The organism is Ferribacterium limneticum (assembly GCF_020510585.1).
In the GTDB taxonomy this organism is placed as follows: Bacteria; Pseudomonadota; Gammaproteobacteria; order Burkholderiales; family Rhodocyclaceae; genus Azonexus.
The window spans coordinates 1,019,190-1,040,020 of sequence record NZ_CP075190.1 but is presented as its reverse complement, the minus strand read 5'-3'; the positions used below and the strand labels follow the sequence as shown (position 1 = coordinate 1,040,020).

22 protein-coding genes and 1 tRNA gene are annotated in these 20,831 nt (G+C 60.2%); 6 read left to right on the top strand and 17 right to left on the bottom strand.

What is annotated here, in order from left to right:
* Window positions 1-112 precede the first annotated feature (112 nt).
* Window positions 113-352 (top strand): hypothetical protein, encoded by a 240-nt coding sequence (locus tag KI613_RS04965; RefSeq protein ID WP_226404092.1) that lies wholly within the window; start codon window positions 113-115, stop codon window positions 350-352.
* Window positions 353-409: 57 nt separating this feature from the next.
* Here KI613_RS04965 and KI613_RS04960 read toward each other — a convergent pair whose 3' ends face one another.
* The 6 genes from KI613_RS04960 to KI613_RS04935 form a co-directional block, all read right to left on the bottom strand.
* On the bottom strand, window positions 410-1,177 hold the full coding sequence (locus KI613_RS04960; RefSeq protein ID WP_226404091.1) for an MBL fold metallo-hydrolase: 768 nt from the start codon (window positions 1,175-1,177) through the stop codon (window positions 410-412).
* Window positions 1,174-2,304 (bottom strand): outer membrane protein assembly factor BamC, encoded by a 1,131-nt coding sequence (gene bamC / locus KI613_RS04955; protein WP_226404090.1) that lies wholly within the window; start codon window positions 2,302-2,304, stop codon window positions 1,174-1,176. The genes KI613_RS04960 and bamC overlap by 4 nt, the downstream gene beginning before the upstream one ends.
* 16 nt (window positions 2,305-2,320) lie before the next feature.
* Complete coding sequence (dapA, locus tag KI613_RS04950) at window positions 2,321-3,199, bottom strand: 4-hydroxy-tetrahydrodipicolinate synthase (RefSeq protein ID WP_226404089.1); 879 nt, start codon at window positions 3,197-3,199, stop codon at window positions 2,321-2,323.
* 78 nt (window positions 3,200-3,277) lie between these two features.
* Window positions 3,278-4,246: a tRNA lysidine(34) synthetase TilS gene (tilS, locus tag KI613_RS04945; protein ID WP_226404088.1), complete on the bottom strand. Its 969-nt coding sequence runs from the start codon at window positions 4,244-4,246 to the stop codon at window positions 3,278-3,280.
* Window positions 4,215-5,183, bottom strand: coding sequence for an acetyl-CoA carboxylase carboxyltransferase subunit alpha (locus KI613_RS04940; RefSeq protein ID WP_226404087.1), 969 nt, complete (start codon window positions 5,181-5,183; stop codon window positions 4,215-4,217). Before KI613_RS04940 ends, tilS begins: the two co-directional genes overlap by 32 nt.
* A 59-nt stretch (window positions 5,184-5,242) precedes the next feature.
* A complete protein-coding gene (locus tag KI613_RS04935) occupies window positions 5,243-5,860 on the bottom strand; it encodes a DNA-3-methyladenine glycosylase family protein (protein WP_226404086.1) in 618 nt (205 codons plus the stop codon).
* A 118-nt stretch (window positions 5,861-5,978) separates the two neighbouring features.
* Here KI613_RS04935 and KI613_RS04930 point away from each other — a divergent pair, with 118 nt between their 5' ends.
* Window positions 5,979-7,160 carry an EAL and HDOD domain-containing protein gene (locus KI613_RS04930; protein WP_226404085.1) on the top strand — a complete coding sequence of 394 codons (1,182 nt, stop codon included), beginning with the start codon at window positions 5,979-5,981 and terminating at the stop codon, window positions 7,158-7,160.
* Here KI613_RS04930 and KI613_RS04925 read toward each other — a convergent pair whose 3' ends face one another.
* Window positions 7,161-7,805, bottom strand: coding sequence for an MBL fold metallo-hydrolase (locus KI613_RS04925; RefSeq protein WP_226404084.1), 645 nt, complete (start codon window positions 7,803-7,805; stop codon window positions 7,161-7,163). It abuts the gene before it with no gap.
* Between the two features lie 121 nt (window positions 7,806-7,926).
* Between KI613_RS04925 and KI613_RS04920 the strand changes: the two genes are divergently transcribed.
* A complete protein-coding gene (locus KI613_RS04920) occupies window positions 7,927-8,787 on the top strand; it encodes an HDOD domain-containing protein (protein ID WP_226404083.1) in 861 nt (286 codons plus the stop codon).
* Between the two features lie 8 nt (window positions 8,788-8,795).
* Here KI613_RS04920 and KI613_RS21215 read toward each other — a convergent pair whose 3' ends face one another.
* Genes KI613_RS21215 through KI613_RS04910 form a run of 3 tightly spaced genes read right to left on the bottom strand, consistent with a single transcriptional unit; the run spans window position 8,796 to window position 12,112 of the window.
* Window positions 8,796-8,930: a hypothetical protein gene (locus KI613_RS21215; RefSeq protein WP_264181453.1), complete on the bottom strand. Its 135-nt coding sequence runs from the start codon at window positions 8,928-8,930 to the stop codon at window positions 8,796-8,798.
* Window positions 8,927-10,135, bottom strand: a complete 1,209-nt coding sequence (locus KI613_RS04915) for an MFS transporter (protein ID WP_226404082.1) — start codon at window positions 10,133-10,135, stop codon at window positions 8,927-8,929. The genes KI613_RS21215 and KI613_RS04915 overlap by 4 nt, the downstream gene beginning before the upstream one ends.
* A gap of 36 nt (window positions 10,136-10,171) precedes the next feature.
* Entirely contained in the window at window positions 10,172-12,112 is a 1,941-nt protein-coding gene (locus tag KI613_RS04910; RefSeq protein ID WP_226404081.1) for an ATP-binding cassette domain-containing protein, read from the bottom strand.
* Window positions 12,113-12,238: 126 nt separating this feature from the next.
* Here KI613_RS04910 and KI613_RS04905 point away from each other — a divergent pair.
* The 3 genes from KI613_RS04905 to KI613_RS04895 all read left to right on the top strand — a co-directional run bounded on the left by KI613_RS04905 (window position 12,239) and on the right by KI613_RS04895 (window position 13,522).
* A tRNA-Arg gene (locus tag KI613_RS04905) sits at window positions 12,239-12,313 on the top strand.
* A 23-nt stretch (window positions 12,314-12,336) separates the two neighbouring features.
* Complete coding sequence (locus KI613_RS04900; RefSeq protein ID WP_226404080.1) at window positions 12,337-13,113, top strand: spermine/spermidine synthase domain-containing protein; 777 nt, start codon at window positions 12,337-12,339, stop codon at window positions 13,111-13,113.
* 142 nt (window positions 13,114-13,255) lie between these two features.
* The gene (locus KI613_RS04895; protein WP_226404079.1) at window positions 13,256-13,522 is read left to right on the top strand and encodes a hypothetical protein; all 267 of its coding nucleotides are present in this window, start codon (window positions 13,256-13,258) and stop codon (window positions 13,520-13,522) included.
* Window positions 13,523-13,663: 141 nt separating this feature from the next.
* Here the strand turns inward: KI613_RS04895 and KI613_RS04890 are convergent, their stop codons facing one another.
* The 7 genes from KI613_RS04890 to KI613_RS04860 form a co-directional block, all read right to left on the bottom strand.
* On the bottom strand, window positions 13,664-14,329 hold the full coding sequence (locus KI613_RS04890) for a response regulator (RefSeq protein WP_226404078.1): 666 nt from the start codon (window positions 14,327-14,329) through the stop codon (window positions 13,664-13,666).
* Window positions 14,330-14,331: 2 nt separating this feature from the next.
* Window positions 14,332-16,272, bottom strand: coding sequence for a type IV pili methyl-accepting chemotaxis transducer N-terminal domain-containing protein (locus tag KI613_RS04885; RefSeq protein WP_226404077.1), 1,941 nt, complete (start codon window positions 16,270-16,272; stop codon window positions 14,332-14,334).
* 149 nt (window positions 16,273-16,421) lie between these two features.
* Entirely contained in the window at window positions 16,422-17,222 is an 801-nt protein-coding gene (locus KI613_RS04880) for an ABC transporter ATP-binding protein (protein WP_226405689.1), read from the bottom strand.
* A 14-nt stretch (window positions 17,223-17,236) separates the two neighbouring features.
* Window positions 17,237-18,172, bottom strand: coding sequence for a nitrate ABC transporter permease (gene ntrB / locus KI613_RS04875; RefSeq protein ID WP_226404076.1), 936 nt, complete (start codon window positions 18,170-18,172; stop codon window positions 17,237-17,239).
* A gap of 63 nt (window positions 18,173-18,235) precedes the next feature.
* Window positions 18,236-19,513: a CmpA/NrtA family ABC transporter substrate-binding protein gene (locus KI613_RS04870; RefSeq protein WP_226404075.1), complete on the bottom strand. Its 1,278-nt coding sequence runs from the start codon at window positions 19,511-19,513 to the stop codon at window positions 18,236-18,238.
* Between the two features lie 295 nt (window positions 19,514-19,808).
* Entirely contained in the window at window positions 19,809-20,384 is a 576-nt protein-coding gene (locus KI613_RS04865; RefSeq protein ID WP_226404074.1) for an ANTAR domain-containing response regulator, read from the bottom strand.
* A gap of 17 nt (window positions 20,385-20,401) precedes the next feature.
* Window positions 20,402-20,773, bottom strand: a complete 372-nt coding sequence (locus tag KI613_RS04860) for a sirohydrochlorin chelatase (protein WP_226404073.1) — start codon at window positions 20,771-20,773, stop codon at window positions 20,402-20,404.
* Between the last annotated feature and the right edge of the window lie 58 nt (window positions 20,774-20,831).

Here is a 20,831-nt window from a genome sequence, read left to right as displayed (position 1 = left end):
CAGCAAGTCTCGCCCACTCAAATAAATTGTTGCTATAATCACAGACTGATTAGGTATCTCCTGATCTCCGATCAATTCAGATTTTGTTGCCTCTTGTCGATAAGGAAATCCCATGAATAAGTCTATCCTCGTTGCTGCTCTGCTCGCTGTTGCCCTGTCCGCTTGTGGCAAGAAGCCGGAAGCCCCGGCTGCTGTTGCTCCGGCTCCGGCCCCGGTTGCCGCCCCGGCTGCTGAAGCTGCCAAGCCGGCTGAAGCCGCTGCTCCGGCCGCTGCCGCTCCGGCTGCCCCGGCTGCTGAAGCTGCCAAGCCGGCTGAAGCCGCTCCGGCCGCCGCTCCTGCTGCTGCGAAGTAATTCTTTCAGCATCAAGAAAAACGGGGCTTCGGCCCCGTTTTTTATTGTCCAGCATTTTTAGCTAATGCTGCGCCAATCAAATCCGTGATCAGGGCTCGCCACGCCGACCCACTCATCCGGGCAACCCAGCGCCCTCGCAACCGCGCCAACCGCTAGTTCCGGTCGATTATTGCGCTCGCTCAAATGGGCAGCCACCAGCGTTTGCAGGCGTGAACAGTCGATTCGCCCCAGCAATTTTGCTGCCACAGAATTTTCAAGGTGACCATAGCGCCCGGCAATGCGCCGCTTGAGCGACACCGGGTAAGCCGAGCGCTCGAGCATCTCGGCATCATGGTTGAATTCAAGAACCAGACCAGCGCAACCGGATAACATCTCGCAAACGTGAGCCGTCGGTTCGCCGATATCGGTCAATACCCCCAACCGAACACCCGAACCGGAAAAGACAAACTGCACCGGTTCGCGCGCATCATGAGGTACAGGAAAAGGCAGAACCTCAAGATCGCCGATAGACAGCGAACGGTGGCTATCGATGATGCGCAAATCCAGTTCCGAATCCGCCTCCCGACAGCCCGCCCAGGTCCCGTGCGTCATCCAGACTGGCAGTCCGAACTTGCGGGCCAGCCGAAACACGCCAGCGACATGGTCGCCATGTTCATGTGTGACGAGAATCCCCGCCAGATCAGATGGAGCCCGGCCAAGACGCAGCAAACGAGCCACGGTTTCCCGTAACCCGAAGCCGCAATCGAGCATCAAGCAAGTTGCCCCGTGCTCGACAAGCAGCGCATTTCCAGCGCTGCCGCTGCCGAGCGAGGCAAAACGAATCACTGCAACTGCTGGAGGAGCAGGCCGAGAATCTTCTTTGCGGTTTCCGACTTATCCGTACCACCTTCGTTGGACAGAACCTTGACGGTGCTCTGTTCGCCGGCGTCACTCACATAAATGCGGTACTGAACCTTCGAGCTTGCCGGTGGCTCTGCACTCTTCCAGAATGCCAGCTTGGACAGTAAACCATTGTCCTTCTTGCTGCGATTGTCCAATTCCGGATCAACATAGCGCACGAAATACAGGCCACGCGAACGATCACGATCTTCGACCGTAAACCCGACACGATCCAGAGCCAGACCAACACGGCGCCAGGCACGGTCGAAGCGTTCAAGCACTTCCAGAGTGCCAGCACCATCATCCGACTTGGCCAGTTTGGCACGCGGCTCAGCCTTGACCGAAGCGATCGAGGCTTCAGCACGCTTCTCTTCTGAACCAAAACGAACCATCAAACGGCGCAACATCTCCGCCTCCAGTTCCGGGTCAGCAGCGCGAGGTTGCCAACGAGTGTCATCCTTGGCAGAAGAAGTGTAGACCTCCTCCATAGCACGATGGCTGATAAAAATATCGGTTGTTCCCGGCGTTGCACCTGGCTCGAAGCGGGTACGGAACTTGTCGCGCTCGCCTGTCGAGTAAAGCGAATCAAGCAACCGGCCAAGGGTATTGCGAAGAATATCGTCACCGATCTTGGCACGATTTTCCGCCCAGTCGGTTTCCATCACGCCGGCTTCAGGACGCTCAACAGAAATGATGAAGCCGGTTTCCTGCCAGAAATCCTTGACCGTATCCCACAGCTTGTCAGCCGGAGCGGCAACCACCAGCCAGCGCTGGTTCCCGGAGCGCTCGACACGCACCTTGTCCACCTGCGGCAGAACAACAGAGTTCTGCGCCTGGGCCTGCGGCGTGCGGTCAGCACTATAGGCCGAGAATGTCGCGCTCCCCTTGCCGGCCGCATCGGGCACGAGATAGCGGTCATCACGGGCGATCTGCGACAAATCGGGTGGCACTTCCAGCGTCGGGGCCTTGCTGGCTGACTTGTATTCGATCTTGCGAGATTCGGGAAGAACACTGCACCCAGCCAGCGCAATCGCCAACAGGGAAAGGGAGAGGCCAGAAAGCCGACGATTCATTTTTACTTTACTCCGCTCAGGCGAGTACACCAGCCTGGCGCATGGCGGCCAGAACACGGGCATGGTTGGCTTCGGACAGGGTGGTCAGGGGCAGACGAATGCCGTTGGGCGACAAGCCCATCTTGTGCACCGCCCACTTGACCGGAATCGGATTGGCTTCGCAGAACAGGTCGCGATGCAATCCAAGCAACTTGAAGTGAATTTCGCGCGCTTTGACGATGTCACCACTGGCGGCGGCAACGCACATTTCATGCATCAGTCGTGGCGCAACGTTGGCCGTCACCGAGATGTCACCATGAAAACCGAGGCTGATGGTCGCGACGGCGGTCATGTCATCGCCGGTGTACAGGGCGAAACCCTTAGGCGCACGGGCAATCAGATCGCAGGCACGATCGATATTGCCGGTCGCATCCTTCACGCCAACGATGCCCGGCACTTGGGCCAGACGCAGAATGGTGTCGTTCGACATGTCGGCAACAGTGCGGCCCGGTACGTTATAGAGCAGAACCGGCAGTTCGACGGCTTCGGCAATCGCCTTGAAATGGCGATAGAGGCCTTCCTGCGTCGGCTTGTTGTAGTAAGGAACGACGGACAGGGCCATATTGGCGCCAGCCTTTTTGGCAAACTCGGTCAACTCTATGGCTTCGGCCGTCGAATTGGCGCCGGTACCGGCAATGACCGGAATACGGCCGGCGACGTGATCGACTGCCACCTTGATCAGCTCGCAATGCTCCTCGACATTGACCGTCGGCGATTCGCCCGTCGTGCCTACGACCACGATGCCATCGGTCCCTTCGCTGACATGGAAGTCAAGGAGGTTGCGGAAAGCGTTCAAATCGAGGCTGCCATCCTCATGCATGGGCGTAACGATGGCGACAATGGATCCAGTAATCATGGCCTGTTTATGAAATAAGTAATCTGTTGATTGTAACTGAAGGCCATTCCCCGCGGAAAGGCGCTTGGTAAGAGTTTGTTATTTTTCCGACAGCCAGTGGAGCAGGCCGCGCGCCACACGCATTTTCCCGTCAGGAAGCACCAGTTCCGGGTGGCGATCCGGTGCGGCCGACTGCAATTGCCGGGCAAACTCCTCAAGGCGAGAGGTCACCGGAACCTGCCACCCAAGGCGACGCAAACGATGGCGCAGCAGGTTCTTCAGGCGGGGGAGGGAAAGCTGCCGCAAGGCCCGCATATGCACGGCATCGCCCTCGCTGAGCAGCTGCCAGTCGTGAGCGGCAAGGTCATCAAGCAAGCCCGCCGCTTCGGCAAAATGGCTCGCCGCCTGAGCCAGAGAGGTCTCCGCCGATGGGAAGCGCTGGCTTATCGCAGCCAACACCTCATGGCGCAGAAAATTTCGAGTCAGAGAGGTGTCGGCATTGCTCTCGTCGGTTATCCAGGCCAAACCTTCAGCCGATGCGTAGCTTTCAATTTCTGCACGGGAAACGTCAAGTAGCGGCCGTAGCAGTCGCAGGCATCCGAACTGGCGTTCGACCGGCATTCCTGCGGCACCGGTCACACCAGTCCCGCGCAGCAGGTTCAACAAGACAGTTTCAGCCTGATCTCCACGGTGTTGCGCCAAAAGAAGGCTGCCACCGGTGCATTCGGCAAACGCCGCATAACGCGCGGCACGAGCCGCTGCCTCCAGACCAAGCCCGGACGACGTATCTACCGCGACATGGCGGATGGTCAGCGGAACACCGAGCCGCTTGCAATAGCCAGCGCAGAACTCCGCCCAGGCGTCAGCATTGGGCGACAGCGCATGATGAACATGAATGGCCGAAAGCCGACCGAGGCCGAGACGACTCAATACATGGAGAAGAACGACGGAATCACAACCTCCGGACAGCCCCACCCAGAGGTGGGTATCCGGCTGGAGGCGGGTGGCGAGAAAAACGCCTACCCGCTCCCGCAGATCAGCTGACAGGCTGTTCCTTGTAGCGGCCATAGCTCATCAGCCGCTCGTAGCGGGTGGCCAGAAGTTCGGCCGTCGACTGGCCGGATAGCTGCTTGAGCGCGTCCTGCAGGGCTTTCTTGAGATTTTGCGCCATCGCGGCGTGGTCGCGATGGGCGCCCCCCAACGGTTCATTTACGATCTTGTCGATCAAACCAAGGGTTTTCAAGCGCTGCGCCGTGATACCCATGGTTTCTGCAGCTTCCGGTGCCTTTTCGGCGCTCTTCCAGAGAATTGACGCGCAGCCTTCCGGCGAAATCACGGAGTAAGTCGAGTATTGCAGCATCTGCACGGTGTCGCCGACGGCGATGGCCAGCGCACCGCCAGAACCGCCTTCCCCGATGATGGTGACGATCACCGGCACTTTCAGTTCAGCCATCACGTACAGGTTGCGACCAATCGCCTCGGACTGACCGCGCTCTTCGGCATCGATACCCGGATAGGCACCCGGCGTATCGACAAAGGTCATTACCGGAATACCGAATTTTTCGGCCAGCTTCATCAGGCGCAGGGCCTTGCGATAGCCCTCTGGACGCGGCATGCCGAAGTTGCGATAAATCTTGTCCTTGGTATCGCGCCCCTTCTGGTGGCCGATCACCATGACCGACTGACCATTGAAGCGGGCCAGGCCACCAACGATGGCGTGGTCATCAGCAAAGGAGCGATCACCATGCAATTCTTCGAAGTCGGTGAAGATCAGCGACAGGTAATCCAGTGTGTAGGGGCGCTGCGGGTGGCGCGCCACTTGCGAAATCTGCCACGGACTCAGTTTGGCGTAGATATCCTTGGTCAGCTGACCGCTCTTCTTCTCAAGCCGTTCTATCTCTTCCGAGATATCGACGGCGGAATCATCCTGCACGAAACGCAGCTCTTCGATCTTGGCTTCAAGGTCGGCGATGGATTGTTCGAAGTCGAGGAAACTAGTTTTCATGGACTGCTCGTTTGCTAAGTTGGCGCGCATTTTACCCCAAAGGTAAGAAGGCTACAGTTTCAGTACTCGACGGGCACCGGATCGAGGCTACGCCACAGATACCACGTCGCCACTGAACGCCAGGGGCGCCAGCGCTCTCCGAACTCGGCGAGCACCCGGCGAGACTGTTTTTGACCGGCAAAATACCGATCACAAACTGCTCGCTGCAAGCCGATATCGTCGAGCGGAAAAATGTCCGGTCGCAACTGATGAAAAATCAGAAACATCTCTGCGGTCCACCGCCCAATCCCGCGTACCGCGGTCAGTTCGTCAATAATTTCTTCGTCGCCCAGCCGCGCCCAGAGCGACGGATCAAGTTGGCCGCTGGCAAAATGGCCAGCCAGATCGCCCAGATATTCGATTTTTCGCCGGGAAAGGCCACAGCCCTCCAGCCCGCTCTCACCCAATTCAATGACTCGGGCCGGCACCACTTCGCCGATCTGCGCGACAAACCGTCCCCAGACAGCATCGGCAGCCTTGACGGAAATCTGCTGGCCGACAATCGAGCGCGCCAAGGTACCAAAGGCATCACCACGCGAAACGAGCGACACCCCGGCATAGCGCTCGACCAATTCGGCCATCGCCGGATCATGGCGCGACAAATCGGCGCCAGCTTGGGACCAATAAACGGGGAACATCAGCAGATTATACGGGCCACCATAATCGCCTCCCGAAACTCGCGTGTTTATGACGACTATCGCAGACGACGACGTTCAAGTTTGCTAACATTGACAAATACAACCCGGAGAAAAATCAATGCCCGGCACGGCTCCCGTTTTTGTTTATCCACTACTCGGCGCCGATGATTCGTGGTCTGGCTTCAGCATGGAATTCGCCCCCGGCGCCCCAAGCGATCGCGAAACTCTGGCAAGGCTGTTTTCCTCCCCCCTGCTCGAAACGTTTGATCATCGGCACCCGTGGCTTTTGCCGGCGCTGAGCGGCGGATATGACGCTGGCGTACTGACTGAACGTTCGGTTACCGTTTTCCCGAGCCAACCCAACCCGCAGGATGCTGATGCGCTGAGCGAACTTGAGGCGAATCTTCGCCTGACTCAGCGCAAGGTAGGACTGTCCGCGTCACCAGATGCCAAATTGCCTGGCGCAGGATGCTGGGACTACCTCCTGATTGGCAGTAGCCACGCCCGGAGTCTGCCGCCTTTTACTCTGATTGGCCTGGCCAGTCGCACCACGCTGGTTGCCACTGATGTGCACACGCACAACGACCGCGAGTGGGTGCTGAACAATGCCTGCATCCTGTCGACTTGCGAGTTCCTGCAAACTCGCTCGACTCCGAACGCAAAGGCCGACATCACCCGGTTAAAGTTACTGAAACTGCTCACCCTGATCGCCGATGATGCAGATGCCGGGGCTCTCGACACCATTTTCCGAGAAGAACCGAAGCTCTCCTACAGCCTGCTGCGCCTGGTCAATTCAGCAGCCCTTTCGCCAGGCAGCCCGATCACCAGCTTCACTCAGGCCATTACCCTCCTTGGCCGACGTCAACTGCAGCGCTGGTTGCAATTGCTCGTGTATTCGGACCCGAACAACGGTCAACATCCCAATCCGCTGTTGCAAAAAGCGGCCGCACGCGGTCGCCTCTTTGAGCTGCTGGCCAATCGCATAACACCGCCACTGCCCCCTGAGCAGCTAGCCGACACAGCGTTCATGATCGGCACGTTCTCGCTGCTTGACGTACTGCTCGGCATGTCCATGGCGGAAATCATGCGTCAGCTACCGCTGCCCGAAGTCGCGCAGAAGGCGCTGGTCGAGCAAGTAGGCGGGCTGGGCGAACTACTCGCTGCTGTCACTGCCGTCGACAAGCACGATCTGAAAACGGCATCAGGCGGGATCAAGGCGCTCGGCATCAACAGCGACGATTACTTCAATGCCCAACTTGAGGCCTACGGCTGGGCCTCGAAAATCCACGCCAGCACCTGATCAGCCAAAGCGGCCACTCAGGAAGGGGTTGTACTTGCGCTCCTCGCCAAAGGTCGACATCGGACCATGGCCAGGGACGAAATCAACGTTATCACCCAGCGGAAAGAGTTTTTCCTTGATCGAGCGAATCAGCGTGTCGTGATCGCCGCGCGGGAAGTCGGTCCGCCCGATTGAGCCCTGGAATAACACATCGCCGACCTGGGCCAGATGACTCGGCGCATGGTAGAAGACAACATGCCCGGGGGTGTGGCCGGGGCAATGCAGGACATCCAGTTCGACCTCGCCGAAACTGACCTTGTCGCCATCCTTGAGCCAGCGTGTCGGCGCAAAACTGCGCACATTGGGAAAACCGAACATCTTGCTCTGCTGCGGCATGCCGTCAATCCAGAATCGGTCTTCCTCATGCGGCCCTTCGATGACACTGACGCCGCTCTTCTCGGCCAATAGCGCGACGCCACCGGCGTGATCGATATGGCCATGGGTGACGAGAATCTTGACCAGGGTAAGCTTTTCGTCCTCGAGCAGGCGCATGATGCGCTCGACATCGCCACCGGGGTCGATGACAACAGCCTGGCGGGTGTTTTCGCACCAGAAAACGGTGCAGTTTTGCTCGAAAGGGGTAACCGGCACGATGGCGTAGCGCATGGCTGAAAATGGAATATTTGACCGACCCGGATTATCGCATGCCAACGCCCTTGCCCGGCGCCGCCCACCCCCTTAAACTCCCTGCGGACAGCCCTCCTCTCTTCCCGAAAGCCAGCCACCCATGCTCGACCACCCGCTACCGGATCTTGATGCCTGGTCCCTGCTCTTCAGCAACAACGGCCTGCCTGTCCTGCGCATCACCAAGCGGCGAATTGAGGAAATGCGGGCCAATCTTGACCGCGTCGACGCCCGCGAACTGGCCCGGCTGATCCTCCAGGACCCGATCATGACCGTACGCGTGCTGGCCTTCACCCAGCCGATGCGGGGAAGGTCACTGCAGCACGACATCACGACCATCGCCAGTTCGGTCGTCATGGCCGGCATCGAGCCGTTCTTCAATCACTTCAGCGGGCTGTTCACGATCGAAGACCAGCTCAAGGAAGCCGGCCCGCATGCCCTGCTGGGCGTCCTGCAAATCGTTCGCCGGGCCCAGCGGGCGGCCGACTACGCCCAGGACTGGGCGGTCTGGCGCCATGACATTAGCATGGAAGAGGTGCGCATCGCGGCTCTGCTGCACGACCTGGCCGAAATTCTTGTCTGGTGTTCGGCGCCGAGCCTCGGGCTGGCCATTCACGACCTGCAGAAGGCCAATCCGACCATGCGCAGCGCTGACGCGCAGAAGCAGGCACTGGGCTTCACCTTCCAGGAAATCCAGCTCGAACTCTGCCGTGTCTGGAACCTGCCTGAACTGCTGCGTACGCTGATCGATGAAGACAGCGCCGAGAATCCACGCGTGCGGAACGTTGAGCTGGCCGTCCGCCTCGCCCGTCATTCGTCGTATAGCTGGGAAGACCCGGCGCTACCCGACGACTTCAAGGACATCGGCGAATTGCTCAACGTCACGCCGGAAACCGTTCGCCAGCGCCTTGGCCTGTTGCCAATGCCGGCCCGCGAAGCTGATGGCGAGGCCGCGCTGGCCTAGCCGCGGCACTAACCGCAATAACGCAGGTTGGCCCAGTCGAGCAGTAGCTCTGGCATCTGGTAGGCGGTGAAGATCAGCGCCAGCAGCAACACGGCCAGCGCTACGCCAACGCCACCGAGAAACCAGCGCCAGTTCGGTTTCACGTTGCCGCGCTTAGCCGGGCCAGCGGCTTCTCATTGACCGGCCACGAGCAGATGGCGGCGAGGATCGACAAGCCTATCGAGATCGACCAGGCCAGCGAGTACGAGCCCGTTTCGTCGAAGATCCGCCCGCCCATCCATGCGCCGAGGAAGCTGCCGAGCTGGTGGCCGAGAAATACCACGCCGGTCAGCATCGACATGTAGCGCAACCCGAATATCTGGGCGATCAGGCCGTTGGTCAGCGGCACGGTACCGAGCCACAGGATGCCGATGACGGCGGCGAAGATCCAGGCTGCTGCGGTCGACAGCGGAATCAGCATGAAAATCAAAATAGCCACGGCACGCAATCCGTAGATCCAGACCAACAGATTCTTCTTGCTCGAGCGCCCGCCAGCCCAGCCGAAATAGAAGGATCCGAAAATATTGAACAGGCCGATCAGCGCCACCGCAGTCATGCCGACATTGGCCGACATGCCGGCATCGACCAGATACGACGGCAGATGCAGCATGATGAAAGCCGTCTGGAAGCCGCACACGAAATAGCCCCAGAACAGGTAGTGAAAGCTGCGCTCGCGGCTTGCCTCGTGCAGCGCTTCGACGACCGACTGACCTGCCCCCGCAGAAGGCTTGTGACCATCGGCCATGGCATACGCCAGCGGGGCGATCAGGCCAACGCCGCAGGCGAGCAAGACGAGTGCGCTTTGCCAGCCGTAGGTGGAGATCATCATCTGCCCGATGGGGAGCACGGCGAACTGGCCGAACGAACCGCCGGCACTGGCGATACCGAGGGCGAGGCTGCGTTTTTCCGGGGTCGTATGGCGGCCGATGACGCCCATGATGACTGGAAAGGTTGTTCCCGACAGGCCAAGGCCGATGAGCAGGCCGGCTGAGAAATCGAGCGTCAGCGGCGTCGGCGACACCGACATCAGAACCAGCCCGAGCACGTAGAGCGTCGCTGCGACGAGAAGGGTGCGCCCCGCGCCATAGCGGTCGGCCAGCGCGCCGGCAAAGGGTGAGCCGAGGCCCCAGACCAGGTTCTGCAGGGCGAAGGCGAACGAGAAGGTTTCGCGGGACCACCCGTTGTCGACCGTCATCGGCTGCAGGAAAAGGCCCGCCGTGTGGCGGACGCCCATCGACAGCGTCAGGATGACGCAGCCGGCAATCAGGATGAGTGTCGGCGTGCGCCAGCTAGTGTTTGTTGTATTCATGAGTGATCCCGGACAAGGCCCGTTGGAGCATGAGGATTACGCCGGGTTCCCGGCGCGTGCTTCGAGCCCTTCCCAGCGTTCGAGCATGACCATCAGTTCATCATCGATGGCGGCCAGACGGTCGGATGCCTTTTGCGCTGCAGCCGGATCGGTCTGGTAGAGCGAAGCATCGGCGAGACGCTTGCCCAGTTCGGCCTGTTCGGCTTCCAGGCCGGCGATTTTTCCGGGCAGATCCTCCAGTTCACGCTGCTCTTTCCATGACAGTTTTTCACCCGTCGGCTTCGCCGGCTCTGCGGCCTTGACGGGTTCTGCTGTCTTGGCGACCGGCTTGGCTTCTGCCTTGGCCTTCGGCGCCTCCTTGGCCAGGCTGGCCTTGTAGGTCGCCCAGTCGGTGTAACCGCCGGCGTATTCCTTCCAGGTGCCATCGCCTTCAGCGGCGATGGTCTGGGTCACCACGTTGTCGATGAAAGTCCGGTCGTGGCTGACCAGGAACAGCGTACCTTCGTAGGTCTGGAGCAGCTCTTCGAGCAGTTCCAGGGTTTCGATGTCGAGGTCGTTGGTCGGCTCATCGAGGACCAGTACGTTGGCAGGCTTGGCGAACAGACGTGCCAGCAGCAGGCGATTGCGCTCGCCGCCAGACAGCGAGCTGACCGGCGAACGGGCGCGCTCCGGGGCAAACAGGAAGTCTTCGAGATAGCCGATCACGTGCTTGCGGGCACCGCCGATATCGACCCAGTCCGAGCCCGGGGAAATCACGTCAGACAGCGTCGAATTGGGATCGAGCTGGGTGCGGAACTGGTCGAAATAGGCGATATCCATTTTCGTGCCTTGGCGCACGATGCCGGAATCCGGCTTGATTTCGTCGAGGATCAGCCGGAGCAGCGTCGTCTTGCCGGCGCCGTTCGGGCCGATCAGGCCGATCTTGTCGCCGCGCTGAATGCGGGTTGAGAAATCGCGCACAATTTCCCGTTGACCATAGGATTTGTAGACGTGTTCGAGTTCGGCCACCAGCTTGCCGCTCTTGTCGCCGGAATCGAGTTGCAGGTTGACCTTGCCCATCCGCTCGCGCCGGGCCTGACGTTCGGCCCGCAGCTGATCAAGGCGCTGGACGCGGAACACGGCGCGCGTCCGCCGCGCTTCGACACCCTTGCGAATCCAGATTTCCTCTTCCTTGAGCAGCTTGTCGGCCCGCGCATTGGCCAGGCCTTCTTCGTGCAGCATGGCTTCCTTGCGCAACTGGTAGTCCTTGAAACTGCCGGGAAAGCTGACCAGCTTGCCGCGATCCAGCTCGACGATGCGCGTGCACACGCGGTCAAGGAAGGAACGGTCGTGGGTGATGAAAAACAGCGTAACGCCGGATTCGATGAGCAGGTTCTCCAGCCATTCGATGGCCGCGATGTCGAGGTGGTTGGTCGGCTCGTCAAGGAGCAAGACCTCCGGGGCGACGGCCAAGGCCTGGGCCAGTGCCAGGCGCTTCTTCTGGCCGCCGGACAGGCTGCCAACCCTGGCGTCCGGGTCCAGCCCGAAGCGCTCAATAACGCGCTCAGCCTGCGCCTCGAATGCCCAGGCACCACGCGATTCCAGCTCGTGCTGCAGCTCGGACATGCGTTCGAGCAAGACGTCGTGATCGGCGTCAATTTCGCCCAGCTTGTGCGAGACCTCATGGTATTCGGCCAAAATCGCCGCGTTCTCACCCATGCCGGAAATAACGGCCTCGAAGACCGTCGCCTCCATGTCGAAAGGCGGCTCCTGCGGCACGTAGCCGACACGGATGCCTGGCTGTACCCAGACCTCGCCATCATCCAGCCGGCCACGTCCGGAGCCCGCAGCCATGGCAGCGAGCATGGAGGACTTGCCAGTGCCATTGCGGCCGATCAGGGCAACCCGCTCGCCCGGATCGAGCAGGAAATCGGCGTGATCGAGGAGCGGCACATGGCCGTAGGCAAGGCAGGCGGACGAAAGTTTTAGGTAGGGCATTGGTCGCAGTTTGAGCAGCACCGAGCCGGCGCCACGTTGGGAGAACCGGCATTTTAGCCGCTTGCACGTGCGTGGGCGCCATCTATCGCTAGACTGGCCACACCGGTACAATGCGCACCGCTGAGCGCCTCCATAGTTAAATGGATATAACACGCCCCTCCTAAGGGCGAATTGGTGGTTCGATTCCACCTGGGGGTACCAGCCCCACTCCAAGGCGCAAGGCCATGAGACCCGCAAAAAAAACTCCCCAACATGCCGTCGATATCAGCGAAGACAGCGGCGTGCGCAATCTGCACTTCGGCTCGGACTGGATACAGAGCGCCATGCGCATTGCCCGGCCGTGGGCGCTGGAGCTGGCCTACACGCGAGAGATGATGGCCGGGCTGCTCATGCGGCCGACCGGCCAGTGGCCGCGCAGCGCCTTGTTGATCGGCCTCGGCGCCGGTTCGCTGGCCAAATTCATTTACCGCTACCTGCCCGACTGCCGGATCACGGTGGTCGAGATCAATCCGCAGGTCGAGTACATCGCGCGCCAGTATTTCAAGCTGCCGGACGACCCGCGCCGGCTCGACGTGGTGATCGGCTGCGGCGCCGACTACATGCTGGGCGGCGACCGCCGTTTCGACATGATGCTGATCGATGGTTACGACCCCGATGCGAAGGCCGGTGTACTCGACACCGATCCTTTCTACCAGGCCTGCCGCGCCCGGCTGAGCGACAAGGGGCTGTGCAGCATCAACCTGCTCGGCCGGAACCGGGGATTTGCCGGCAGCGTCGAGCGCATCCGCTCGGCTTTCGATGGCCGTGTTGCCGTTTTTCCATCGTGCGACAGCGGCAACACCATCGCTTTCGCGACCGGAGGCGAGCCGGTCGATGTCTCGCTCGACGAGATGCGGGCGCGCGCCATACAGCTGAAAAAAGACACCCGCCTAGACCTGTTGCCGACTATCAGCCGTCTGCAGCTCGGCCATCCGTTGCCGGAAGGCCGACTAAGTATCTAACTCGGATGCACGCTTGCCTTTCCGGATTTTTCAGCCACAATAAGATGATCCTCCACCGACAATAACGACAAGGCGGACAGAACAAAAATAACAAGCAGGGGTTTCAACCTGACTTTTTATTTTTCCTATCCAGGAGGAGCAAATGCTGTCTATTCAGGACGTTATCGACTATTGCGACCTTGATCAAGGCGAGATTGAGGCAATCGCTGAACACGAACATATTCCGATCACCGTTGCTGCCGAGATGAGTGAAGCGCTGCTGTGTACGCCCGACGGTGTCTGCCGCCTGCATTCGATGATTATCGAAAACATGCAGCAGGCCCTTGATTCAGGTCATTACCAGCATGTGAAGGATTTGGCGCAAACCTACGAACACCTTCAACGAACTCATCCGATACCGGCGAACTAGCGACTCGGACCATTGACCATTTCGTTGCCAGACAGGCGGCGGAAACCGAGCCCCCACCGTAAAGGTCGGGGTTTTTTCATTTCAAAATCGGGCAAAATTTCCGGTTGACCGCAAGAATCGCCGGATAGCTGGCGCCGGGCTTCAGGTGTGCCGGGTTTGCGCGTAGCCGTGCTCGACGGCGTAAAGCGCCACTTGTACGCGGCTGCTCATGTTCAGTTTCTTGAAAATGTTCTGCACATGAATTTTGACCGTGCTTTCGGCCAGATCGAGCTTGCGGGCGATTTCCTTGTTGCTCTCGCCATGCGCCAGCGAAAGCAGGATGTCGCGTTCGCGCGGCGAAAAACGATCCCGTTCTCCCCCAGCCGCCTCGGCCTTGGGCGGATTGCGCACGCCCTGGATCAGTTTGGCCGTCATTTGCTGCGAGACAACTGACTCGCCCTGGGCTGCACGGCGGATGGCATCGATCAGGGCGTCGGTTTCGATGTTCTTGAGGAGATAACCGCTGGCGCCAGCGCGCAGGGCATCGACCAGATCCTGCGCATCTTCCGACACGGTCAGCATGAGCACGCTGACTTCGGGCATTTCCTCGGCAATGACCTTGACCGCTTCGAGCCCCGACACGCCGGGCATATGGAGGTCGAGCAAGGTCACGTCCGGTTTAAGCGAACGGGCGCGCTTGATGCCTTCGAGCCCGTCACCGGCCTCGCCGACGACCTCGAAGTCGTCATTGCGCTGGAGCAGCGACTTGATACCACTGCGAAACAGCGTGTGATCATCAACCAGCAGGACACGGATTTTTTCGCTCATTTTCAGGCAACCTCTTTGTTTTCGCGGGGCAGGGTCAATGTAACGCGGGAACCGTTACCGGGTTTGGATGCGACGCGACATTCTCCGCCAATGCGGTGAGCGCGCTCGCGCATGATTTTCAGGCCGACATGGCGGTCGGACAGGCAGTTCGGATCGTTTTCCGGATCGAAGCCGACGCCATCATCCTCGATCTCGACGCCAATCCGTCCAATTTCACGTTTGACGACGACCCGCACCTGGCTTGCCTTGGCGTGCTTGCGGATGTTGGACAGAGATTCCTGGACGATGTGCATGATCTGGATTTCGTCGGTTGGCACCTGCGACGCGCCGTTGCCGATGCGCTCGAATGCCGTGGCGATGCCGGTCTGTCCCTCGAACTTTTCCAGCGTGGACTGGATGGCCGTGTCGAGGTCTGACTGATGGACGCGCGTCCGGAAGTGGACGAGCAATTCGCGCACGTCGTCGTAGCTTTCCTGCACGCCTTCGCGCAGTTGGCCGGCCGTCTGCATGGCCTCTTCGGAATTTCCCTTGCGCAGCGAATCCTGCAGCAACTGGACCTGGATGTTGAGGAAAGCCAGCCCTTGGGCAATCGAGTCGTGCAATTCCTGGGCGAGCAGGTTGCGCTCCTCGGAAACAGCCAGTTCCTTCTCGCGCGATTTGAGGCGCTGGTTTTCGATGGCCACGCCGAGGTGATGCCCGAGTGTTTCGAGCAGATGGATTTGCTGCTCGGACAGCGCCTGCGGCCGCTTGAAATAGAGGTTATAAACGCCGAGTTTCTGCTTGTCGTAGAGAATGCTGAAGGCGGTCGCCGTGGCAAAACCTTCGCGGATACAGGTACGCAATTTCATGCCTTCGGGCGGGTTGACCGTGGCAAAGGCGGCCGAAACGCCGGTCTGAAAGACCTCGCCGCACAGGCAATCGCCGCAGTTCATTTCCGCCTCGTGATCGAGGAAATCGACGGACAGACCTTGATGGGTGATCAAAAACAACCTGTCTGACTGCTGCTCATACATACGCACCGCGCCGGCATCGGCCCCCAGGGCGTTCATGATCCGATCGAGAAAGCCCTCGCTGAGCACCGTCACCGGCGCCGGCTCGCTGAGAAAAGTGGTCACCGAATAGAGGATGCTCAATTCGTGATTGCGCTGGGCGAGACGGCGGGTTTCGGCCTCGACCCGCTGCTCCAGCGTGTTGTAAACATTTTGCAGATGCTCCGCCATCTGGTTGAAACCGAAGGCCAGCCCGCCAAGTTCGTCATCGCTGGCGACCGGAACCCGCACCGTCAGGTCGTCGCTGGTCATGCGCTGCATGCCGGCATGGAGGACGCCGACCGGCCTGATGACCAGCCGCGAAAAATAGCGGATCAGAACGATAGTGCCAATGATCGCCAGGGCGACCAGCGCCGCCTGGACAGTGCGCAGCAGATTGGTGTCGAAGGCGTAGGTACGCTCCATCGCCAGCGCCAGTTCGTTAATCTTGCTGACAAAGGGTTCGAGCTCGGCATCGAAACGATCGACGGCGCGCTCGCGGTCGGCCCGCACCCCGGCCAGATAGCCGGCGACCAGCGGCCGCACCGTTTCCTGCCAGACCTTGTCAACCGCTTGCAGGCGTTCCTGAACCTCGGCATTGCGCGGCGGCGACAAGGGCCGCTCGGGATCGCCCTGCTTCAGGTCACGCAGAACCTTGTCGAAACGCGCCAGCTCGTCGCTCAGCGCATGCGATGCGCTGGCCTCCGGCGCCTTCGCCTCGAGATCGCGCGCCATCAGGTGACCCATGCGGTAAGTCCGCATGCGCTGACTGCCGGCATCGTTGATCGCCGCGGCGACGCCTTCCAGTTGCCAGGAAATGAGCAGCGTCAGCCCGATGGCCGTGGCGGCCACCAGAAAAAAGACCACCAGCATGCCGATGATCTTGCGCGACAGCTTGCCCGGGTTGGCTAGCATCAGAAATTGTCCGAAAACGAATTGTCTAACCTTAGCGCCCTGCCAGCGGGAAAGCAAAGGAGATAGATCAAGAAAAAGCCCGCCGGTTTGACCCGGCGGGCAAAAGTCGCGTTGGAGAGAGCGCGGCGACGATGAATCGACTGAAAACTTCAGGCGGCCTGTTTTTCGACGTGGGCCTGTTTTTCGTAAAGGAACTCGAGCACCGCGGCGCGGTAACCGATGTAGTCCGGATCGTGGGCCAGGGTCAGGCGATGACGCGGGCGGGGGAGATTCACCTCCAGAATTTCGCCGATGGTTGCCGCCGGGCCGTTGGTCATCATGACGATCTTGTCCGAGAGCAGCACGGCTTCGTCTACATCGTGGGTGACCATGACCGTGGTGGCCTTGGTTGCCTCACAAATACGCATCAGTTCGTCCTGCAGCTTGGCCCGGGTCAGCGCGTCGAGAGCACCGAACGGCTCATCCATGAGCAGCACCTTCGGCTCCATGGACAGGGCGCGGGCGATGCCGACGCGCTGCTTCATGCCGCCGGAGATTTCATGCGGATACTTGCTGCTGGCGTGATCGAGGCCGACCAGGCTGATCGCCGCCGCCGTGCGCTCCCTGAGCTTCGGCTTGCCTTCCTTGGTGCCGAAAACGCGTTCGACGGCCAGATAGACATTCTCGAAGCAAGTCAGCCAAGGCAGCAGGCTATGGTTCTGGAAAACCACGGCGCGTTCCGGGCCGGGCCCGGCGATTTCGCGGTCTTCAAGCAACAGTACGCCATCGGTCGGCTTGGTCAGGCCGGCAATGAGGTTGAGCAGTGTCGATTTACCGCAGCCGGAGTGGCCGATCAGCGCGACGAACTCGCCCTGCTTGATGGTCAGGTTGATGTCGCGCAGGGCGACAAATTTGCCCTTCTTGGTATCGAAGGTCTGACCAACGGTTTGAACTTGTACGAACTTTTCCATGTTGTGCGCTCCGCTCATGACGATTCCTTGGTCAGCTTCCGGGCGAGCAGGATCAGGCTTTGCTCGAGGATGAGGCCGACGATGCCGATGACGAAGATGGCGATGATGATGTGTTCCACCTTCAGGTTATTCCACTCGTCCCACACCCAGAAGCCGATGCCGACGCCGCCGGTGAGCATTTCTGCGGCAACGATGACCAGCCAGGCGGTGCCGATGGACAGGCGGATGCCGGTCAGGATGTAGGGCAGCACGGCCGGCAGCAGGATCTTGGTGACGACCTTCCACTCGGAAAGGGCGAGGACGCGGGCGACGTTGAGATAATCCTGCGGCACGCGCTGGACGCCCTGGGCGGTGTTCATGATCATCGGCCAGATCGAGCAGATGAAGATGGTGTAGGTCGCCGCCGGGTCAGCCCGCTTGAAGACGAGCAGGCCGATCGGCAACCAGGCCAGCGGCGAAACCGGACGCAGCAGGCTGATGATCGGATTGATCATGGCCGACAGGAAAGCCGAGCGGCCAAGAATGAAGCCGAGCGGAATGCCGACCACCGCAGCAAAGCCGAAGCCGATGCCGACGCGTTGCAGCGAGGACAGGATGTTCCAGCCGATACCTTGGTCGTTCGGACCGTTCTGGTAGAACGGGTCGGCGAACAGCGCGGTGGCGGCCTCCCAGGTTTGCAGCGGGCCGGGAATGCTGCCGCCTTTCATCGTGGCGATGTACCAGATGCCGATCAGGATCACCATGCCGAGCAGCGGCGGCAGAACGGCGCGGCCGGCGCCGGCCAGCCTCTCGGAGAAGGGCGTGCCCGGCTCGGCCGGCACGGTTGCGGTTATTTCCATTTTCTTTTCCTTGGCAGGAGCAACGGTCGCTTCTACAACGGCGATTTCCTGAATTCCACGGTCAACCGGAATTTTTGCCCCAAATTCAACATTCATCGTCAGTGCGCTCATGGTTCTCTCCTAAGCGTGGGCGTCATTCCCGGTCAAGCCGGGAATGACGGCTCCCTTGTTGCCTTAAGCTTTCACTTTGAAACCGTCGGCGTACTTGGCCGGATCCTTGCCGTCCCAGACCACGCCGTCGATCATCTTCGAGGTCCGCATCTCGCTCTTCGGCAAGGCCACACCGGCAGCGGTGGCGCCCTGTTTGTAGATGTCGATGCGATTGACCTGCTTGGCGATGGCCAGATAATCCGGATGGCTCTTGAGCAAGCCCCAGCGCTTGTGCTGGGTCATGAACCACATGCCGTCGCTGAGATACGGGAAGTTGACCGTGCCCTCGTTGAAGAACTTCATGCAGTTCTTGTCGTCCCAGCTCTTGCCCAGACCATTCTGGTAGCGGCCGAGCATGCGGGCGACGATGACTTCCGTGTCGGTATTGACGTAAGCCTTGCTGGCGATGGTTTCGGCCGTCTTCTGCTTGTTGGCGATGGAGGCGTCGATCCACTTGCCGGCATCGAGGATGGCGGCGACCACGGCACGCGCCGTGTTCGGGTTCTGCTTGACCCAATCGGCTGTCGTGCCGAGCACTTTTTCCGGATGATCGGTCCAGATGTCCTGGGTCGTCGTTGCCGTGAAGCCGATGTTGTCCATGATGGCGCGGTTGTTCCACGGTTCGCCGACGCAGTAGCCGTCCATGTTGCCGACGCGCATGTTGGCGACCATCTGCGGCGGGGGCACGGTAATCGTCTTGACGTCCTTGAGCGGGTTGATGCCCTGCGCCGCCAGCCAGTAGTAGAGCCACATGGCGTGGGTGCCGGTCGGGAAGGTCTGGGCGAAGGTGTATTCGCGCTCCTTCTTGGCGATCAGCTTGGCCAGGCTGGCGCCATCGGTGGCGCCCTTGTCCTTGAGCTGATTGGAGAGGGTGATGGCCTGACCGTTGTGGTTCAGGTTCATCAGCACATTCATGTCCTTTTTCGGGCCACCAACGCCGAGCTGCACGCCGTAGATCAGGCCGTACAACACGTGGGCGGCATCGAGCTCGCCATTGACCAGCTTGTCGCGTACCGAAGCCCAGGAGGCTTCCTTGGTCGGGATGATCTTGATACCGTATTTCTCATCGAACTTCATGACCGAAGCCATGACGACCGAAGCGCAGTCGGTGAGCGGGATGAAGCCGATACGGACTTCCTTTTTTTCTGGGGCATCCGAACCAGCGGCCCATGCGCCACTGCGAACGCCGGGAGGGACCATGGCCATCAGAGAGGCTCCCAAGGCTGTTGATACGAAATCACGACGTGAAAAGCTCGGCTTGTCGGTAACGACTTCCGGTGCGGCCAGTTTATTGTCTTCCATTACTTGCTCCTTGATTGCGAGAATCTAAAAACAAAATGGGCGTCTCATCCTGGCCGCCGGTTGGCAGCTCGGATGGACGCCCTTGTCCTTGAATCGGTATTACTCGACTCTCGCCCGGCCGCCATTGACCGTGCGTTTTGTAAGGACTATCGCAATGGCCGTGCCAGGACTAGTTATTTAGAACTAGTTATTAATATCTACTTTATTTTCAATAACTTGGCACTTGCTTGTTTCAACCGGCCGGGCCGGGAACGATGCACTATTGCAGTGCAGCAAGCAGTCCTGCCGCACAGCTTTAGAGCAGGACGCGCGCCATGTCGATCACGTCGCGCGCCACTTTGGCCATCGACTGGCCGCGCTCCATGGCCAGCTTGCGCATGGCGTGATAAGCCGCGTCCTCGTCCAGACCGCGTGCTTTCATGAGCACACCCTTGGCCTTATCGACGAGCTTGCGGTCGGTCAGCTTCTGCGAAACCTCGTCGAGCTCCCGGCGCAAGGCCTGCGTATCCTCGAAGCGAGCCATCGCCACATCGAGAATCGGCTTGATCCGCTTGGCGTCCAGACCATCGACGATATAGGCCGAAACCCCCGCCTTGACGGCATCGCGGATGGTCGCCTGGCCGTCTTCCTGGGTAAAGATGACAACCGGACGCGGCATGTCCTTGTTCATCGCCGCGAGGTTTTCCAGGGTATCCCGGCTCGGGCTGTCGGTATCGATCAGAATGACGTCGGGCTGCAGGCGCTCGACTTCGGCCGTCAGGTTGTCTGAGCCAGCCAGAATGGCGGCAACCTGATAGCCGGCCAACGCCAGCCCGGCGCAGATTTCGCCAGCGCGGGAACGGGATTCATCAATGACGAGTACGGTAAGCATGAGGCTTAACTAGCAATCTACAGGCCAGCGACTTCGAGCGCCGCCGTCGCCATGGCCTGCACGACCAGTTCATGCTCGCCGATGGCGTTGCCCAATGAAAACTCGACATTCGGGTAGGTCGAGCGCAGCTTTTCGATCATCTCCGGTGTTTCCTTCTTCAGATGCCCGCCGCGGGCGACGAACATCGGCATCACGACAACCTTGTCCGCCCCCTGCGCGATCAGCCCGGCGGCACAGTCCGGCAAGGTCGGCGCCATGAACTCAAGAAACGCCAACTCGACCGGCACGTTGGTCATGCGCAGGCGAATGGCAGCCTGCACACGGCGCATCGGGTTGGCCCATTCTGGGTCGCGGGCGCCGTGGGCGAAGAGGATGAGGGCGGTAGTCATGATTCTGGTCTCGTTGAATTCGGCGGATTATCCGGCCTGGCCGCCGGAAAGGCCAGAG

Coding starts and splice junctions, on each gene's coding strand:
- KI613_RS04965 (WP_226404092.1), top strand. CDS start 113: ATGAATAAGTCTATCCTCGTTGCTGCTCTGCTCGCTGTTGCCCTGTCC.
- bamC (WP_226404090.1), bottom strand. CDS start 2,304: ATGAATCGTCGGCTTTCTGGCCTCTCCCTTTCCCTGTTGGCGATTGCG.
- dapA (WP_226404089.1), bottom strand. CDS start 3,199: ATGATTACTGGATCCATTGTCGCCATCGTTACGCCCATGCATGAGGAT.
- tilS (WP_226404088.1), bottom strand. CDS start 4,246: ATGGCCGCTACAAGGAACAGCCTGTCAGCTGATCTGCGGGAGCGGGTA.
- KI613_RS04940 (WP_226404087.1), bottom strand. CDS start 5,183: ATGAAAACTAGTTTCCTCGACTTCGAACAATCCATCGCCGACCTTGAA.
- KI613_RS04935 (WP_226404086.1), bottom strand. CDS start 5,860: ATGTTCCCCGTTTATTGGTCCCAAGCTGGCGCCGATTTGTCGCGCCAT.
- KI613_RS04930 (WP_226404085.1), top strand. CDS start 5,979: ATGCCCGGCACGGCTCCCGTTTTTGTTTATCCACTACTCGGCGCCGAT.
- KI613_RS04925 (WP_226404084.1), bottom strand. CDS start 7,805: ATGCGCTACGCCATCGTGCCGGTTACCCCTTTCGAGCAAAACTGCACC.
- KI613_RS04920 (WP_226404083.1), top strand. CDS start 7,927: ATGCTCGACCACCCGCTACCGGATCTTGATGCCTGGTCCCTGCTCTTC.
- KI613_RS04915 (WP_226404082.1), bottom strand. CDS start 10,135: ATGAATACAACAAACACTAGCTGGCGCACGCCGACACTCATCCTGATT.
- KI613_RS04910 (WP_226404081.1), bottom strand. CDS start 12,112: ATGCCCTACCTAAAACTTTCGTCCGCCTGCCTTGCCTACGGCCATGTG.
- KI613_RS04900 (WP_226404080.1), top strand. CDS start 12,337: ATGAGACCCGCAAAAAAAACTCCCCAACATGCCGTCGATATCAGCGAA.
- KI613_RS04895 (WP_226404079.1), top strand. CDS start 13,256: ATGCTGTCTATTCAGGACGTTATCGACTATTGCGACCTTGATCAAGGC.
- KI613_RS04890 (WP_226404078.1), bottom strand. CDS start 14,329: ATGAGCGAAAAAATCCGTGTCCTGCTGGTTGATGATCACACGCTGTTT.
- KI613_RS04885 (WP_226404077.1), bottom strand. CDS start 16,272: ATGCTAGCCAACCCGGGCAAGCTGTCGCGCAAGATCATCGGCATGCTG.
- KI613_RS04880 (WP_226405689.1), bottom strand. CDS start 17,222: ATGGAAAAGTTCGTACAAGTTCAAACCGTTGGTCAGACCTTCGATACC.
- ntrB (WP_226404076.1), bottom strand. CDS start 18,172: ATGAGCGCACTGACGATGAATGTTGAATTTGGGGCAAAAATTCCGGTT.
- KI613_RS04870 (WP_226404075.1), bottom strand. CDS start 19,513: ATGGAAGACAATAAACTGGCCGCACCGGAAGTCGTTACCGACAAGCCG.
- KI613_RS04865 (WP_226404074.1), bottom strand. CDS start 20,384: ATGCTTACCGTACTCGTCATTGATGAATCCCGTTCCCGCGCTGGCGAA.
- KI613_RS04860 (WP_226404073.1), bottom strand. CDS start 20,773: ATGACTACCGCCCTCATCCTCTTCGCCCACGGCGCCCGCGACCCAGAA.